This is a genomic window from Clostridium sp. AM33-3 (assembly GCF_003480315.1).
Lineage (GTDB): Bacteria > Bacillota > Clostridia > Lachnospirales > Lachnospiraceae > Brotaphodocola.
Genome location: NZ_QUIV01000007.1, coordinates 14337 through 31183 on the forward strand (window position 1 = coordinate 14337; position 16847 = coordinate 31183).

Below are 16847 nucleotides of genomic sequence, written 5' to 3' on the forward strand. Positions count from 1 at the left end.
TAACCTCCTATGTTTTATCTGATATGTTTCATATTAAAGCAAAAAATAAGAAAAAACAACGAAAAAAACATGAGTGTTTCAAAATAAAACAAAGTAAGGTCTTTCACTTCTGTTTGAAAATGGTGGATTCTGATAGGATAAGGTCATTCAAAGAGAACGAAAGGAGAAAGGAAATCGTGAAACATCAGTTGATTATTCCGTCTGTACTGTATACGGGAGAGGGGAGCATCGCAGAAAGCATAAAGGAAATCATTGAAAAAGAACAGGCAAAAAAAGTGCTTGTTTTTACAGATAAGGGAATTATTGGAGCAGGTTTACTGGATCTGTTATTGGATACCTTAAAAGAGCAGGGAACCGCTTATGAAATCTTCAGTGATTTAAGACCAGAGCCGTCTTATGAAGACGTAGAGAAGATTCGCAGCCAGGCAGAAAACAGCGAAGGAGATCTGATTATAGCCTTTGGCGGCGGAAGTGTTATGGATGCAGCAAAGCTGGTTTCTATCTTAAAGGGTTCTGATTATTCTGTAAAGGATCTTCTGGCCGATCCGTCGCTTGGCAGAAAGCAGATGAAGAGCGTGGCCATTCCGACTACTTGCGGAACCGGATCTGAGGCTACTTGCAATGCGATCGTCGCTGTTCCGGAAGAGGAAGTAAAGAAAGGAATTGTAAATACTGCAATGATTCCGGACTATGTCATTCTGGATGCGCAGGTGATTAAGAAGTTACCTAAGTCCATCGTGGCAGCAACCGGAGTGGATGCGTTAGCTCATGTAGTAGAGTGCTATACCTCCAAAAAAGCAACTCCATTAAGCAATACCTACGCACTGGCTGGTGCAAAGCTGATTTTTGAAAACATCAGAGAGGCTTATTGCAAACCGGATAACATGGAAGCGAAGAGCAATATGATGCTGGGAGCTTTTTATGGTGGTGTGGCAATTACCGGAAGTGGTACCACCGCAGTTCATGCACTGTCCTACCCGTTAGGTGGAAAATATCACATCCCGCACGGCGTATCCAATGCAATCTTATTTGCTCATGTTATGAAGATGAACAAAGAAGCTTGTGCGACACAGTTAGCAGAAATCTGTGATGTGATTAATCCTTCCAAGTTTGTAGAGAGCATTGAGAAAAAAGCAGATTATGTGATCGAGCAGATTGCAGATATCGTGAAATTCACAGAAATTCCGACGGACTTATACAGCTTTGGTGTGAAGAAGGAAGATCTGGATTTCCTGGTAGATTCCGGAAGCAAGCAGACCAGACTTCTGGTAAACAACCGCAAAGAGCTGACGCTGGAGGATATTCGTTCTATTTATCTTCAGGTTTTATAAAAAGAAAAGGGGGATTACAACATGGTACAGTTACCGATTCTGGCAATTACAGCGGGAGATCCGGCAGGCGCTGGTCCTGAGATTACGGCAAGAGCGTTTGCAAATGATAGTGTCTATGAGATGTGCAGACCGATTGTCATTGGAGATCCGTGTATGATGCAGCAGGCATTATCATGCACCGGACTGGAAAATCAGATTCAAATTCATGCGATTGAACGTGTTGAGGATGCTGTTTATGAGAAAGGAATGATGAATGTCTATGACATGCATCTGATGTCGGATCCATCTGAAATTGAACTTGGAAAGATCAGCAAGGAAGCCGGAGAGGCAGCATTTCAGTATGTAGTAAAAGCCATTCAGTTAGCAATGACAGATGAGGTGGATGGCACGATTACCAATGCAATCAGCAAGGAAGCGATCAACCTGGCAGGCCATCATTATTCTGGACATACTGAAATTTACGCAGACTATACCGGAACCAAGAAATATTGTATGATGTTAGCACATAATGATTTTCGCGTGGTACATGTATCTACTCATGTTTCTTTGCGGGAAGCTTGTGACCGTTGCAAAAAAGAGCGGATTCTGGATGTGATCGAAATGGCCGATGAAGTTTGCCGGGATCTTGGCATCAGGGAACCGAGAGTAGCAGTAGCCGGACTGAATCCACACTGTGGAGAGCACGGAATGTTTGGAAGAGAGGAAATCGAAGAAATTGAGCCTGCAATTGCCGAGGCAAAGGAGAAGGGGATTCATGCAATTGGACCATGCCCGCCAGATACAGTATTTTCTCAGGCAATTGGTGGTTGGTATGACATTGTTGTGTGCATGTACCATGACCAGGGACATATTCCGACCAAGGTGCAGGGGTTTGTATACGACAGAGAAAAACAGCAGTGGAATGCTGTTGCAGGAATCAATATTACACTTGGACTTCCGATCGTTCGCGTTTCCGTAGACCACGGAACTGCGTTTGACCATGCTAGAAAAGGAGATGCAAATGAATTAAGTTTGCTCAATTCCATTGAATATGGTTCCAAAATGGCATTGAGCAGACGAAATAAGAGGGGGTAATCCGTATGGATAAGCTCCTGATTATTGCGGATGATTTTACCGGTGCACTGGATACCGGAATCCAATTTACCAAGATGGGAATTCGGGCAAAAATTATTACGGATTATCAGTATGATTTTCAAGATTTGAAAGAGGAATATCGGTTGCTTGTCGTCAATACAGACTCGCGGCCGCTTCCTCCGAGGGAGGCCTATCAGAGAGTCTATCATCTTGCTGTGAATGCAAGAAAAGCTGGATTTCAGTATGTGTACAAGAAAACAGATTCTGGACTCAGAGGAAATATCGGGGCAGAGCTCAAGGCGGTTATGGATGTCTACGAAGAACATACTGCGTACTGCATCCCGGCGCTTCCATCTTTAAAACGCACAACAAAAGGTGGTGTGCATTATATTGATGGCATTCCGGTTAAAGAGAGTGTTTTTGGAAAGGATCCATTTGAACCGGTATGCAAATCGGATGTGGCAGATGTGATTCACATTCAAAATGATATTCATGTGGAAAAGGTACCGATCTTTTCTTATGAACATGTAAATTGGGAACAGAAAGAACCAACGGTGTTCTTGTTTGACGCAGAGACGGATTATGATATGTATCGGATTGCCGGAAGATTGAAAGAACATACCAATTATCATGTGTGCGCAGGATGTGCAGGATTTGCTGCAGCGTATGAGGTGTTAATTGATTTTGAACGTGGAAATCCACATTACATGCAGCATTCGAATGGACTTTTGGTTCTGTGTGGAAGCGTAAATGAAATTACCGTAAAGCAGCTTGCTTATGCGAGAGAACACGGATTTTCTTCAGCGTGTTTAAAAAATGAACAGAAGCTGGAACCACAGTATAGAGAGTCCGAAGCAGGAACAATATTTCTGGATCAGATTTATGAAAAAATCAGTTCCAATGATCGGTATCTGATTGATACTCTGGATGAGGCAGGCGAGGAAAGTGCACTGGATTATGCAGCACGGATGAATTTAAACAGCAATCAGGTTCGCTTCGGAATTGCAGATACACTGGGATGGATTGCAGCCGGAATGATTGAGCGCGGTTGGAACGGAACCCTGTGCATGACCGGAGGCGATACGCTGATGGGATTCATGCGTCTGACTGGGGTGACGGAACTGGTTCCAATTTGTGAGATCGGAAAGGGCGCTGTTTTATCTGCCATGCGATGGCATGATCGAAGAATCCAGGTGATTTCCAAATCCGGAGGATTCGGAGAAGAAAACATTTTTCAGAAAATGTATGATACCGTTATGGATGAAACAAGTAGTTATAGGAAGAATTGAGGGGAAATTATGGAGACAGCACAGAACAAACGATTCGGTGGTTTTGAAGCATTAGAGGAGAATGTAATTGCAGCCGGAATTATTTTTATGGTATTCATGGAAACTGTAAATACGATTTTTAAATTTGCTTATCCGTCAGCAGCCGGTTTACCGGAAGAATTAGCAAATTTTGCATACACATGGGTTGCGTTTTTATGTGCAAGCTTTTGTACAAAACGTGGCACAAATATCATTGTAGATGCACTGACTAACTTGTATCCAAAGGCATTGCACAATGTTCTGGACTATGTACAGTATGTGATCGATATTGTAATGTCCGTTATGATTGTTTATGGCGGCTTTCAGTTTGTCACAAAGACACTTGCAGAAGGAAGTGTGGGAAAAATAGGATTTCCGCTGTGGATTGTATATTTGGCTCCGATTGCGGGATTTGGTCTTAATATCGTTCGTGACGTTCAGAAAATTATGGAAGTAAAAGCTTCCAAGGCAGAGTAATACGGGAGGATATACATACTATGTTAGCATTGATCTTTATATCATTCTTTACGGTTTTACTGGGATTGGGCTTTTCCATGACCTTATCTTATGGCGCAGCATTTATCATTCCGGCGATGGCAACTGGCTTTAGTCAGTATAACATGATGGACATTGTTTCATGGCTTTGTAAGGCGGCTGGAAAGAGCACTTATGTAGCAATTGCGCTCTTTGTAGTATCCGGTAATATCATGTCAAAAGGTAAACTTACCGAGCAGATCTTCGCATTTTTCCAGTACTTTTTAGGAAAAAGCCGTTCCTGTATTCCGATGGTAGCAGTGCTTACTGCAATCTTTTACGGAATGATCTCTGGATCCGGAATGGCAGTTGTGGCAGCGGTTGGTGCTATGGTACTTCCGATGCTGATTGATTATGGATATGACCGTGCATTTTTTGCTGCCATGCTTGCAGCGGCGGGTTCTCTTGGACAGCTCATTCCGCCAAGTTCTGCAATTTTGCAGTATTGTGCAATGGCAGGAACCGATGAGGGTCAGATGTTTAAAGTGGGTGCTGTCATTGGATTTACCTGTGCCATTGTTCTTCTGGCACTGACCTTGATTCACTGCAGAAAAGATACAGGAGATATGGAAAAATCCAGAAAAGCTTATGAAACATTAAAAGCAGAAGGTTTTGCAAAGGTTGTTGGTACTTCTATTTGGGGTCTTCTTTCCCCGGTTATCATCCTTGGAGGTATTTTCTCTAACTTACTCAGTGTTGTAGAGGCAGCCGCAATTTCCGTGGTATATGCTTGTTTTGTAGCGTTGTTTATTTACAAATCTCTGGATTTAAAGGGATTATGGGAAGCATTTAAAGGTTCTGTAAAAAATGTGGCTTCTGTAGCTATGATGCTTGCATTTGCAGTTGCATTTTCCAGCCTCCTGGATGTGTTCCATGGCGGTGAAGTAATCGCAGCAGCAATTACTAGCGTTCTTTCTACTCCGACCGCATTTATCATTGCATCGGTTGTAGTCATGTCCATTGGTATGATGTTCATGAACCCGATTGCAATCATTGTTCCGATTGTAGCACCAATTGCAGCCTCTTTTGGAATTGACCCGATGGTATATGGCGCCGGTATGTCTGGTATCGTAGCAATTGGATCCCTGACTCCGCCTTTTGGAGTATCTTTATACATTATGTCACCGATCGCGAAGGTACACCCGATGACGATTGCGAAGAGAGTACTTCCGTTCTGGGCCGTAATGACGTCGATTATTTTGATTTATATGCTCTTTCCACAGTTAAGTGTATGGGCATACCGATAAAAATTGGAGGATAATGAAGATGGAATACAGACACCTTGGAGGATTAACTCCGGATGGAACCGTTTATGTAAATGATGATATGGGAACCCTGGAGGCTATGGTGCCTCCGGGAAAATATGCAACAGCTCATGCACCGGCGCTGTTAGAGCTGGAGAATGGAGATATGCTTTGTGCCTGGTTTGCAGGTTCTTTTGAGGGAAGCAAAGATATCAGCATCGTATGTGCGAGAAAAGAACATGGATCCAATCACTGGGAGGAGCCAGTGGCAGTTTCCTATGATTCCGAGAGAAGTGAGCAGAATCCGTCTTTATTCATGGGACCGGATGGAGCAGTATGGTGTATGTACACTGCGCAGCTTGACCGTGTAGAGGGCAAAGATAATATGCAGTTTACTTCTATTATCCGCTGCCAGAAATCTTTTGACGGAGGAAAAACCTGGGGAGAGGCAGAAGTGATTTTTCCGCAGGAAGGAAGTTTTTGCAGACAGCCGATTCAAGTCCTTTCCAACGGAAGATGGATTTTTGGAAACTGGATTTGTACAGACTCTGTCAATGGTCTGGAAGGCGATCCGACAGCATTCCGCGTTTCTGATGATCAGGGAAAGAACTGGAAGCTGGTTGAAATGCCGGAAAGTAACGGTGCAGTACATGCCAATGTAGTAGAGTTGGAGCCGGATAAGCTGATTGCCCTAATGAGAAGTCGTTTCGCAGATTTTGTATATATTAGTCATTCGGATGATAACGGCGATACCTGGAGCAAGCCGGAGCCGACGGTTCTTCCGAATAACAATTCTAGTATTAGTGCTCTGAAGCTCCAGAGCGGAAGACTGGCAATTGCATACAACCCAACGCATGTGCCAAATCCGGAATATGGAAAGGTCGCATGGCCGGGACTTCGCTGTCCGGTGGCAGTTGCTCTTTCTGAGGATGGTGGTAAGACTTTTCCGCTGGTGCGTCTGATGGAACGCGGCGAGGGATTTTCGGGAGAAGAAAATACCACAAACAATAAGCAGTATGAATATCCATATCTGATGCAGGGAAAAGATGGAAGAATACATCTTGCCTATGCTTATAAAAACAGAATCGGAATCAAGTATGTAAGCTTTCGGGAAGAAGATGTTATGGGCAGCAAGCGTGAAACTGTAGGATTATACAATCCGACTGCTGCACAGAGCAGATAGGAGAAGATTATGATCATAGATCAGATTGATAACATCGAATATTATGAATCTATTCTTCCCGGACTGAGCAATGGGCTAAAAAAATTGGAAGCCCTTCCATCTTTGGAGACCGGAAGATATGAATTTGAAGGTGGTTTCCTTATGATTCAGGAAGGCGATACCAAACCGATGGAAGAAGGAACCTTTGAGGCGCATCGCAACTATGTGGATGTTCAGATCATGCTGCGTGGTTGTGAGGAACTTGCCTGGGAGGAGTATCATAAATTAAATTCCGTGATTCCTTATAATAAAGAAAAAGATCAGGAACGTCTGGATGGAGAAAAAAAGCATGTGGTTCTGATTTCTGAGGGAATGTTCTTTGCAGCCTTCCCTCAGGATGGACATAAAGCGGTTTCTCATACCGGAGAGCAGCATCACTATGTAAAAGCAGTGATGAAACTGCGTCTTCCGAACTAGGAACAAAGACGATAGAAAGAAAAAATTTGGAGGAAAAAGTGATGACAGAAATTAAAGGCATTATTGCTGCAATGCAGACCCCGATGTTTGAGGATGGGAGCCTGAACGAAACAGAGATGAGAAATCAGATCAATCGTGAGATTGAGGCTGGCTGTGACGGTATTTTCTGCCTTGGTACCAATGGTGAGTTTTACATCTTGAGCTTTGACGAGAAAGTTCGAGTGATGGAAATTTTCGTAGAGGAAGCAAAGGGACGTGTACCGGTATATGCAGGTACTGGCTGTGTCAGCACCGCAGAAACCATTGCTCTGTCTAAGAAAGCACAGGAGATTGGAGTAGATGTTTTATCCGTTATCACTCCATATTTCGCAGCAATCAGCCAGGACGAGCTGTATGCACACTATAAAGCCGTTGCTGAGGCAGTAGATCTTCCGATCGTTATGTATAACATTCCAGCACGTACCGGTGCTGCACTGGCTCCTGCAACCGTAGGAAAGCTGGCGGATATCAAAAACATTGCCGGTGTCAAGGATTCCAGCGGAAACTTCAACAACATTTTGCAGTACATCGACGCAACAAAAGACAAGGATTTTGCAGTGCTTTCCGGTAATGATGCTCTGATTTTATATACACTGATGGCAGGTGGAAAGGGTGGAATCACTGCAATCGCAAATATTCTTCCGGAGATTATGGTAAGTATTTACCAGAAATATCTGGCAGGAGATATCGAAGGCGCAAAGAAAGCACAGGCATCCATTGCACCGATTCGTGATTGCTTTAAGTACGGCAATCCGAACTCCATCGTAAAATGCGCAACCAATCTGATGGGGCATCCAGTAGGTCCGTGCAGAAAGCCGTTTGGTATGGTTGGAGAGGATGCAAAGAAAGCAATTCTGGACACCATCAATACCTATTATGCTGACTACAAAAAGAACTAAGAGAAAAAACAGTTTGGAGAGATTCAATTATGAAAATCATGGAAACCGTAAAAAAAATCCCGGGAGGTCTGATGATTGTTCCGCTCCTTCTTGGATGTCTGGTAAATACATTCTTTCCGCAGGTATTTGCCTATTTTGATGGCACATTTACCTATTCGCTCTGGAAGGGTGGATCCATGTCTTTGCTTGCAGCCTTTCTGTTTTGTAATGGAACAACGATCAACTTCAAAGAGGCCGGTGTTACGGTTTATAAGGGTGTTGTCTTGACAGCCGCCAAGGTATTGTCTGGAATGGCGTGTGGTTTGTTAGTTGGAATGATATTTGGAGAAAATGGAATCTTTGGAATTGCTCCGATTGCGATTATTGCATGTTTTTCCAATTCAAACGGAGGAATTTATGCAGCTTTGGCAGGAGAGTACGGAGATGGAACCGATGTTGGTGCAGTATCAATTCTGGCATTAAATGATGGTCCGTTTTTCACGATGCTGGCGCTGGGAGCAGCTGGTTACTCCGTTCCACTGAATACACTTGCAGGATGTGTGGTTCCGATTCTTGCAGGTGTTATCCTTGGAAATCTGGACGCGGAGATTCGCAAATTCTGTGAACCAGGTGCAACGATGCTGATTCCGTTTTTTGCTTTCCCACTTGGTGCAAATCTGACCCTGTCCTCCTTTGCAAAAGCAGGAATCCCTGGAATTATGCTGGGTGTATGTGGTACTTTGATTACCGGAATGGCAGGATTCCTGGTATATAAGCTTTTGAGAATGAAAGTACCGGCACTTGGGGCAGCAGTTAGTTCCACAGCAGGAAATGCTGCAGCAACTCCGGCAGCACTTGCAGCAGCAGGTGTTATCAGCACGCAGATCAGCGATGCTGCGACCGCTCAGATTTCGGCGGCAATTATTGTAACAGCGATTCTTTGCCCGATGATGGTAACCTTTTTGTATGGACTAACAAATAAAAAAGAAAAAGCAACGGTATAAGAAGAAGGGGCTGTCGCAAATGCGGCGGCCTCTTTATGCACATACGATATAATAAAAGAAGAGCCACCGCACAATTTTGTGCGATGGCTCATTTTCTGCAATGCAGAAGAAGGGAGTCGAACCCTCAAGGTATTGCTACCACACGGACCTGAACCGTGCGCGTCTGCCAATTCCGCCACTTCTGCATACCTGCGGGAGATGGGACTTGAACCCACACGACATAACTGCCACTAGATCCTTAGTCTAGCCTGTCTGCCAATTCCAGCACTCCCGCCGACAAGAATATACTATACTATAAAAGTGAAAAGTATGCAAGCACTTTTTTCGGAATTTTTGAAAAAATTTGAAAAGTTTATCAGAATGCCTGGTTTCAAAAAATGAAAAAATTTCAACTTTTGAAACCGGGTATGGATGGTATATAATAGAAAAGAACATGTAGTTTATAATACACACAAAGGAGATTACGATTCTATGGAACGTTACGATATCGCCATCATCGGCACCGGCCCGGCAGGACTTTCCGCTGCAGTTACGGCAGCCATCCGCAAAAAAAAGATTCTTTTAGTGGGAAGCAGGGATTTAAGCAGCAAGGTTCAGAAGGCTCAGGAGATCCAGAATTATCTGGGCTTCCCGGATATCAGCGGGGCGGAGCTGGGCAGGGCTTTTGAGGAGCACATTGACCGGATGCAGGTTCCCATTGTGGAGGAGCGGGTAAATCTGATCTATCCCATGGGAGATTCTTTTTCCCTGCAGGTGGGACAGGAGATCTGTGAGGCGGATGCAGTGATTCTGGCTACCGGCGTGAATTTCGGAAAGCCGCTTCCGGGCGAGGAGGAGTTCTTAGGACGAGGCGTTAGCTACTGTGCCACCTGTGATGCGCCTCTTTACCGCGGAGCCACCGTGGCGGTGATCGCTTATCAGAAATCCGAGGAGACCGAGGCGGATTTTCTGGCCGATATCGCGCAGAAGGTTTATTATTTTCCGATGTATAAAGAACCGGTGGAGGTTTCGGAAAAGATTACGGTAGTGAAGGAAGTTCCAAAGGAGATTAGCGGCGGCATGAAGGCGGATACTCTGTTGACAAAGGAGAACAGCTATCCGGTGGATGGTGTCTTCATTTTAAGAGAGAGCGTGTCTCCGAAGAATCTGGTGCCGGGCTTACAGATGGATGGAAACCATGTAGCTGTGAACCTGCAGATGGAGACGAATGTGCCCGGATGCTTTGCCTGCGGTGATATTGCCGGACGGCCTTATCAGTATATCAAGTCCGCGGGGCAGGGGAATATAGCGGCATTGTCTGCCGTTTCCTACCTGGACCAGAAACGCCGCTCCGTAGTTTCATAAAAAGTTCACAATTTTCTGATTGACAAATTGGTGATTACGCCCTAAAATACTTAGGAAGCTAAATAAAAAAGACGCAATGATCGTGAGGTGCAATGAAACAGCAGGAAGAACGAATTGCCATGCGAAGCATCAAACGTCTGTCAAACGGAATCAGCAGAGAAATGTGTGCGGCCTTTGGCTCCGGTATGTTCAGCGGAGCACAGGGGCGCACACTTCATTTTCTCCTGGCGCATACGAAAATTGATATCTTCCAGAAAGATATCGAGGAGGAATTCGGTCTCAGACCGCCGACCGCTACGGCACTTTTAAAGGAGCTGGAGCAGCGGGGACTGATCCGGAAGGAACCGGTGCCCTATGATGCCAGAAAAAAGAAAATCGTGGTGACTGAGGAAGCACTGCAATACAAAGACTGCGTACTCAAAGGCCTGGAGGAGCTGAATCAGAAGCTCACTGCAGGGATTTCCGATGAGGAGATGCAGGTCTTTTTTTCTGTGACAGACAAGATGCTGAAAAATCTGGCGAAGTAATGGTTGTCAGGCACGTATGCGTGAGCAGCAACAAACTAATTTACAAGTGTAACAAGGAGGAAATGTAGTGATTAAAACTTTACTGAAAAGTGTACGGCAGTACAAACGCCAGTCTCTTTTATCACCGCTTTTTGTGGCAGGCGAGGTTGTGCTTGAGTGTATAATCCCGCTGGTGATGTCAAAGCTGATCGACCATCTGTCTGCCGATACTATGACACCAATCTTAAAATATGGCCTGATCCTTCTGGTCATGGCAACCATATCTCTGGGCTTTGGTGTGCTGGCCGCGCGCAATGCGGCTGAGGCATCCTGTGGTTTTGCAAAAAACCTAAGGCAGGATATGTATTTTAAGATTCAGGATTTTGCGTTTGCGGATATCGATAAATTTTCCGCATCATCCCTGGTGACCCGTATGACAACAGATGTCACCAACGTACAGAACGCTTACCAGATGTTAATCCGTCTGGCCGTTCGTACCCCGCTTATGATTTTCTTTTCCGTGATCATGGCAATGACCATCAACGTGAAGATGGCGCTGATTTTCTTATGTATCCTGCCGATCCTGGCGGGAGTGCTGTTCGGCATTGCCGTGCATGTGCATCCGATCTTTAAGAGGATCTTTAAAAAGTATGATGCCTTAAACAACTCCGTGCAGGAGAATGTAGCCGGTATCCGTGTGGTAAAGTCCTTTGTCCGCGAGTCCTATGAAACCGAGAAGTTTGACAGGGCAGCAGAGGATGTATGCAAGGATTTTACCTTTGTTGAGAAAATCCTTGCCTTCAACAATCCGACCATGATGTTCTGCATGTATCTGTCCATGTTCCTGGTATATTACCTTGGCGCGCGGATCATCGTCAACACCGGCGCAACGGAGCTGACCACCGGACAGCTGTCGTCCCTGATCACCTACGGCGTGCAGATTCTGATATGTGTGATGATGCTCTCCATGGTATTCATCATGACCACCATGGCATCTGAGTGCGCAGAGCGTATCGCGGAGGTGCTGACCCACGAAAGCTCCCTGACTTCCCCGGAAAATGGTGAGAAGCAGGTGGCAGACGGAAGCGTGGATTTCGACCATGTTTCCTTTAAATATTCCGAGAAGAGCAGGAAGTTCGCGCTGGCTGACATTGACCTGCATATTCCGTCCGGTGCTACCGTAGGCATCATCGGCGGAACCGGTTCTTCCAAGACCACCCTGATCCAGCTGATCTCCCGTCTGTACGATGTGACAGAGGGAAGCGTGAGGGTAGCGGGAAAGGATGTCCGGGAATACGATCTGGAATCCTTACGTGACGCGGTTGCGGTTGTGCTTCAGAAAAACGTGCTGTTTTCTGGCACCATTAAGGAGAATATGCGCTGGGGCAACAAGAATGCGACAGATGAAGAAATTCTTCATGCCTGCAGGCTGGCCCAGGCCGATGAGTTTGTCAGTCAGTTTCCGAATGGCTACGACACCTACATTGAACGTGGGGGTACCAATGTTTCCGGCGGACAGAAGCAGCGTCTTTGTATCGCGAGGGCTTTACTGAAAAAACCGCGTATTCTGATCCTGGATGATTCTACCTCTGCGGTGGATACCAAGACCGATGCCCTCATCCGCAAGGCATTCCGCGAAGAGCTTCCGGACACCACCAAGATCATCATCGCACAGCGTATTTCCTCCGTGCAGGATGCGGATTTTATCCTGGTTCTGGACGGCGGACGTATTGTTGAGCAGGGCAATCATGATGAACTGGTGACATTAAATGGAATTTACCGGGAGATCTTTGATTCCCAGACTAAGAGTAAGGAGGCGTAAAGGGATGAGACGAATGAATAACGCAAACGGCTCCGGCATCCGTCCGGGCACCTTTAAGCGCCTGATGGCATATCTGTTTTCCCATTACCGGGTACATCTGATCACAGTTATCATCTGTATCATTGTGACTGCAGTGGCTTCCGTTGGACAGACGGTTTATATCCAGATACTGATCGACCAGTGCATTCTTCCGGGCGTGGAGAGCGGCATGGACAGTGTATGGCCGCAGATGCGCTCCATCTTCACAAGCATGGCTGTGATCTACGCGGTGGGCGTGCTGGCATCCCTGATCTACACCCGCATCATGGCAACGGTAACCCAGGGAACTTTAAAAAATTTCCGTGTGGATATGTTTACCAGGATGCAGACCCTTCCGGTCAAGTATTTTGACACCCACGCCCACGGCGACATCATGAGTACCTACACCAACGATACCGATGCCATCCGTATGATGGTCAGCCAGAGCATGCCGATGCTGGTTCAGTCGATCCTGACCATCCTTGTAATGATCGTCATGATGACCCGCTTCAGCATTCCGATGTTTGTTGTAGTCTGCCTGTTTGTGGTTGGCATGCTGACCGTGACGAAAAAATTCGGTGGCATGAGCTCCAGATACATGATGTTCCAGCAGCGCTCCCTGGCAGCAGAAGAGGGCTTTGTGGAGGAGATGATGGCAGGCCAGAAGGTGGTCCAGGTTTTCTGTCACGAGGAAGAGGCAAAGCAGGATTTCTTAAAATACAACGAAAAGCTGTTTGAGGACAGCAAGACAGCAAACCAGTATGGTAATGCCCTGATGCCGATCCTTGGCAATATGGGCAACCTGATGTATGTGGTTCTTGCCATTGTTGGCGGCCTGATGGTTTATTTTCAGGCACCGAATCTGACCTGGAGAGGCTTTAGTCCGGTATCCGTCGGAATTATCATCACGTTCTTAGGCATGTCCAGACAGCTGGCCCAGACTGTGGGACAGAGCTCCAACCAGGTAGCACTGATCGCCATGGGCCTTGCAGGTGCAGGCCGTATTTTCGAACTCATTGATGAGCAGCCGGAGGCGGATGAGGGCTTTGTTACCCTGGTCAATGCGAAGCACGATGAGAACGGTGAACTGATGGAGGCCGATCATCCGACGCATATCTGGGCATGGAAGTATCCGCGTCCGGACGGTACTGTCACCTACACCGAGTTAAAGGGTGATATCCGTCTGGAGCATGTGGATTTCGGCTATGTGCCGGAGAAACTGGTGCTGCATGATGTATCCCTGTTCGCGAAGCCGGGACAGAAGATCGCGTTCGTAGGTGCAACCGGTGCAGGAAAAACCACCATCACAAATCTGATCAACCGTTTTTACGATATCCCGGACGGCAAGATCCGCTACGACGGCATCAACATCAACAAGATCTGCAAGGCAGACCTGCGCCGATCTCTCGGTGTGGTGCTGCAGGAGGTAAATCTGTTTACCGGAACCGTCATGGACAATATCCGCTACGGACGTCTGGACGCAACGGATGAAGAATGTATCGCGGCAGCAAAGCTGGCCAATGCGGACAGCTTCATCACCCGCCTGCCGGACGGCTACAATACCATGCTGACCGGAAACGGCGCAAGCCTTTCCCAGGGACAGCGCCAGCTGATCTCCATTGCCCGCGCAGCTGTGGCAGATCCGCCTGCCATGATCCTGGATGAGGCCACCAGCTCCATCGATACCCGTACCGAGGCACTGGTACAGCAGGGTATGGACAATCTGATGGAGGGCAGGACCGTACTCGTCATTGCGCACCGTCTGTCGACTATCCGAAACAGTAAGGCCATCATGGTTCTGGATCACGGACGTATCATCGAGCGTGGTGACCACGAAGATCTGATCGCCCAGAAGGGAACATACTATCAGCTGTATACCGGAGCATTTGAGCTGGAGTAAAAAGAATAGAAAAGAATCGAAGAGCATGAAAAACCCATAGACGAAATCTATGGGTTTTTTGAATAAAACGAATTGGTATTTTTTTATCATTTGGCTTACATTGTAGATATCAAATTACAACGGAGTATATCATGAAAAACAAATACCAGCATATTTTCAGTCCCGTGACCATTCGTCATATGACTGTAAAAAACAGAATTGTGATGATGCCGATGGGCACCAATTTTGGAGAGCAGAACGGAGAAATGAGCTTTCTGCACATCAATTACTATGAACAGCGGGCAAAAGGCGGTACCGGACTGCTGATCGTTGAAAATGCCAGTGTGGATTCTCCGCAGGGCTCCAACGGAACGACCCAGCTGCGCATAGATTCGGACAATTACATACCACGCCTGTATAAGCTATGCGAAAATGTTCATAAGCACGGAGCCTGCATCGCCATACAGATCAATCACGCGGGTGCGTCTGCCATGTCATCCCGTATCGGAATGCAGCCGGTTTCTGCCTCAGATGTGCCTTCTAAGGAAGGTGGTGAAATCCCGAGGCCTCTGACAAAGGAAGAAATCCTGCATATTGTCCGTAAATATGCAGAAGCTGCCAGACGTGCACAGATTTGTGGCTTTGACGCAGTCGAGATCCATGCGGGCCATTCCTACCTGATCAGCCAGTTCCTTTCTCCGATCTACAACAAACGGACAGATGAATTTGGCGGTTCCGCTGAAAACCGTACCCGCTTTGCGCATATGATCCTGGAGGCAGTTCGAAAACAGGTCGGGCCGCATTTCCCGATTTTCCTGCGCATCAGCGCGGATGAGCTTATGGAGGGCGGAAATACACTGGAGGACACCTTGGCTTATCTGGAATACCTGGAAAAAGAAGTGGATGTCTTTGATGTTTCCTGTGGCCTGAATGGTTCCATCCAGTACCAGATAGATGCAAATTATCTCCCGGACGGCTGGCGTTCTTATATGGCAAGAGCTGTGAAGGAAAAATTCGGGAAACCCTGCATTGCTGTCGGAAATATCCGTCATCCACAGATCGCGGAGGAAATCCTTGCGAAGGGGGATGCAGATTTTATTGGCATGGGACGCGGCCTGATCGCGGAGCCGGAATGGGTCAACAAGGTAGAATATGGAAACGAATGTGATCTTCGCAGCTGTATTTCCTGCAACATCGGCTGTGCGGGACACCGCATCGGCCTGAACCAGCCCATCCGCTGCACCGTCAATCCGGCTGTAAACAGTGGGGAAGACTATATAAAGCATAAAATCAAAAAGCCCTGCAATGTCGTTGTCATCGGAGGTGGTACCGCAGGTCTGGAAGCGGCATGCACCGCTGCGGAGGTCGGCTGTACGACGTTTTTGATTGAAAAAAAAGCAGAGCTGGGTGGTCTTGCATCGGTGATCTCAAAAATTCCGGACAAAAAACGACTTGGAGAATTTCCGCAGTACCTGATCCGCCGGGCAGCAAAGCTGCACAACCTGTTTGTATTCTGCAACACGCAGGCAACCACAGAGCTTGTGAAAAGCCTGAATCCGGACATCATTGTGAATGCAACCGGATCTGAACCGACTCTGCCGCCGATCCGGGGACTTCACGAGCTTGTTGACAAAGAGGACAGTCATGTTGCAACCGTGTTAAAAATGATCGAGCGGATTCCGGAATATCCGGAGCATATGGAAGACAGGAAGGTTGTGATCATCGGAGGCGGGGCAGTTGGCCTGGATGTCATGGAATTCTTCACGGAGCGCGGAGCACGGGTATCCATGGTTGAGATGCTTCCAATGATCGGAAACGGACTCGACCCGGTTTCCAGATGTGACATCCATGCAAAACTGAAAAAATATCAGGTGGAACAGGTGGTGAATACGATGCTCCAGGAGGTCAGAAATGACCGGTTTATCGTAAAAACACCGCAGGATGAAATCAAAGAGCTTCCCTTCGATTATGGTTTTATCTGCCTGGGCATGAAAGCCAGCACACCGGTATTAAAAGAGCTTGAAGAGACCTTTTCAGATACCAATGTCGAGATCATAAACATCGGTGACAGCAAGCGTGCGCGCAGGATCATAGAGGGAACCGAAGAGGGAAGAAATATTTTAAGTGTTCTTGAGCGGCACGACTATCTGTAACCTTGAAATTCAGGGTTACGCACCCGGAACCGGAAATGGTTGTATTTGCGCTGCATGCGTGATATAAAAATAAGA

Annotated in this window: 14 protein-coding genes and 2 tRNA genes; 14 read left to right on the forward strand and 2 right to left on the reverse strand. The window is 46.6% G+C overall.

Annotated elements, in window-relative coordinates; all coding sequences use genetic code 11:
* Positions 1-176 precede the first annotated feature (176 nt).
* Genes DW819_RS05625 through DW819_RS05665 form a run of 9 tightly spaced genes read left to right on the forward strand, consistent with a single transcriptional unit; the run spans position 177 to position 9050 of the window.
* Entirely contained in the window at positions 177-1331 is a 1155-nt protein-coding gene (locus DW819_RS05625) for an iron-containing alcohol dehydrogenase (protein WP_118732439.1), read from the forward strand.
* 21 nt (positions 1332-1352) lie between these two features.
* Entirely contained in the window at positions 1353-2405 is a 1053-nt protein-coding gene (pdxA, locus tag DW819_RS05630) for a 4-hydroxythreonine-4-phosphate dehydrogenase PdxA (protein ID WP_118732440.1), read from the forward strand.
* 5 nt (positions 2406-2410) lie between these two features.
* Positions 2411-3694 (forward strand): four-carbon acid sugar kinase family protein, encoded by a 1284-nt coding sequence (locus DW819_RS05635; RefSeq protein WP_118732441.1) that lies wholly within the window; start codon positions 2411-2413, stop codon positions 3692-3694.
* 9 nt (positions 3695-3703) lie between these two features.
* The gene (locus DW819_RS05640) at positions 3704-4189 is read left to right on the forward strand and encodes a TRAP transporter small permease subunit (RefSeq protein ID WP_118732442.1); all 486 of its coding nucleotides are present in this window, start codon (positions 3704-3706) and stop codon (positions 4187-4189) included.
* A gap of 20 nt (positions 4190-4209) precedes the next feature.
* Positions 4210-5493, forward strand: a complete 1284-nt coding sequence (locus DW819_RS05645; RefSeq protein ID WP_118732443.1) for a TRAP transporter large permease — start codon at positions 4210-4212, stop codon at positions 5491-5493.
* Between the two features lie 19 nt (positions 5494-5512).
* On the forward strand, positions 5513-6673 hold the full coding sequence (locus DW819_RS05650) for a sialidase family protein (RefSeq protein WP_118732444.1): 1161 nt from the start codon (positions 5513-5515) through the stop codon (positions 6671-6673).
* Positions 6674-6682: 9 nt separating this feature from the next.
* Positions 6683-7129, forward strand: coding sequence for a YhcH/YjgK/YiaL family protein (locus DW819_RS05655; protein WP_118732445.1), 447 nt, complete (start codon positions 6683-6685; stop codon positions 7127-7129).
* 41 nt (positions 7130-7170) lie between these two features.
* On the forward strand, positions 7171-8067 hold the full coding sequence (dapA, locus tag DW819_RS05660; RefSeq protein ID WP_118732446.1) for a 4-hydroxy-tetrahydrodipicolinate synthase: 897 nt from the start codon (positions 7171-7173) through the stop codon (positions 8065-8067).
* A gap of 29 nt (positions 8068-8096) precedes the next feature.
* Positions 8097-9050: a 2-keto-3-deoxygluconate permease gene (locus DW819_RS05665; RefSeq protein ID WP_118732447.1), complete on the forward strand. Its 954-nt coding sequence runs from the start codon at positions 8097-8099 to the stop codon at positions 9048-9050.
* A gap of 101 nt (positions 9051-9151) precedes the next feature.
* Here the strand turns inward: DW819_RS05665 and DW819_RS05670 are convergent.
* Positions 9152-9235 (reverse strand) — tRNA-Leu (locus tag DW819_RS05670).
* A gap of 5 nt (positions 9236-9240) precedes the next feature.
* Positions 9241-9324, reverse strand: a tRNA-Leu gene (locus DW819_RS05675).
* A 197-nt stretch (positions 9325-9521) separates the two neighbouring features.
* Here DW819_RS05675 and DW819_RS05680 point away from each other — a divergent pair.
* From DW819_RS05680 to DW819_RS05700, 5 genes are all read left to right on the forward strand, one after another.
* Complete coding sequence (locus tag DW819_RS05680; RefSeq protein WP_118732448.1) at positions 9522-10394, forward strand: NAD(P)/FAD-dependent oxidoreductase; 873 nt, start codon at positions 9522-9524, stop codon at positions 10392-10394.
* A gap of 92 nt (positions 10395-10486) precedes the next feature.
* Positions 10487-10921 (forward strand): MarR family winged helix-turn-helix transcriptional regulator, encoded by a 435-nt coding sequence (locus DW819_RS05685; RefSeq protein ID WP_118732449.1) that lies wholly within the window; start codon positions 10487-10489, stop codon positions 10919-10921.
* Positions 10922-10988: 67 nt separating this feature from the next.
* A complete protein-coding gene (locus DW819_RS05690; protein WP_118732450.1) occupies positions 10989-12722 on the forward strand; it encodes an ABC transporter ATP-binding protein in 1734 nt (577 codons plus the stop codon).
* Positions 12723-12726: 4 nt separating this feature from the next.
* On the forward strand, positions 12727-14640 hold the full coding sequence (locus DW819_RS05695) for an ABC transporter ATP-binding protein (protein WP_243025624.1): 1914 nt from the start codon (positions 12727-12729) through the stop codon (positions 14638-14640).
* A gap of 131 nt (positions 14641-14771) precedes the next feature.
* Complete coding sequence (locus DW819_RS05700) at positions 14772-16772, forward strand: NAD(P)/FAD-dependent oxidoreductase (RefSeq protein WP_118732452.1); 2001 nt, start codon at positions 14772-14774, stop codon at positions 16770-16772.
* The last annotated feature ends 75 nt before the right edge of the window (positions 16773-16847 follow it).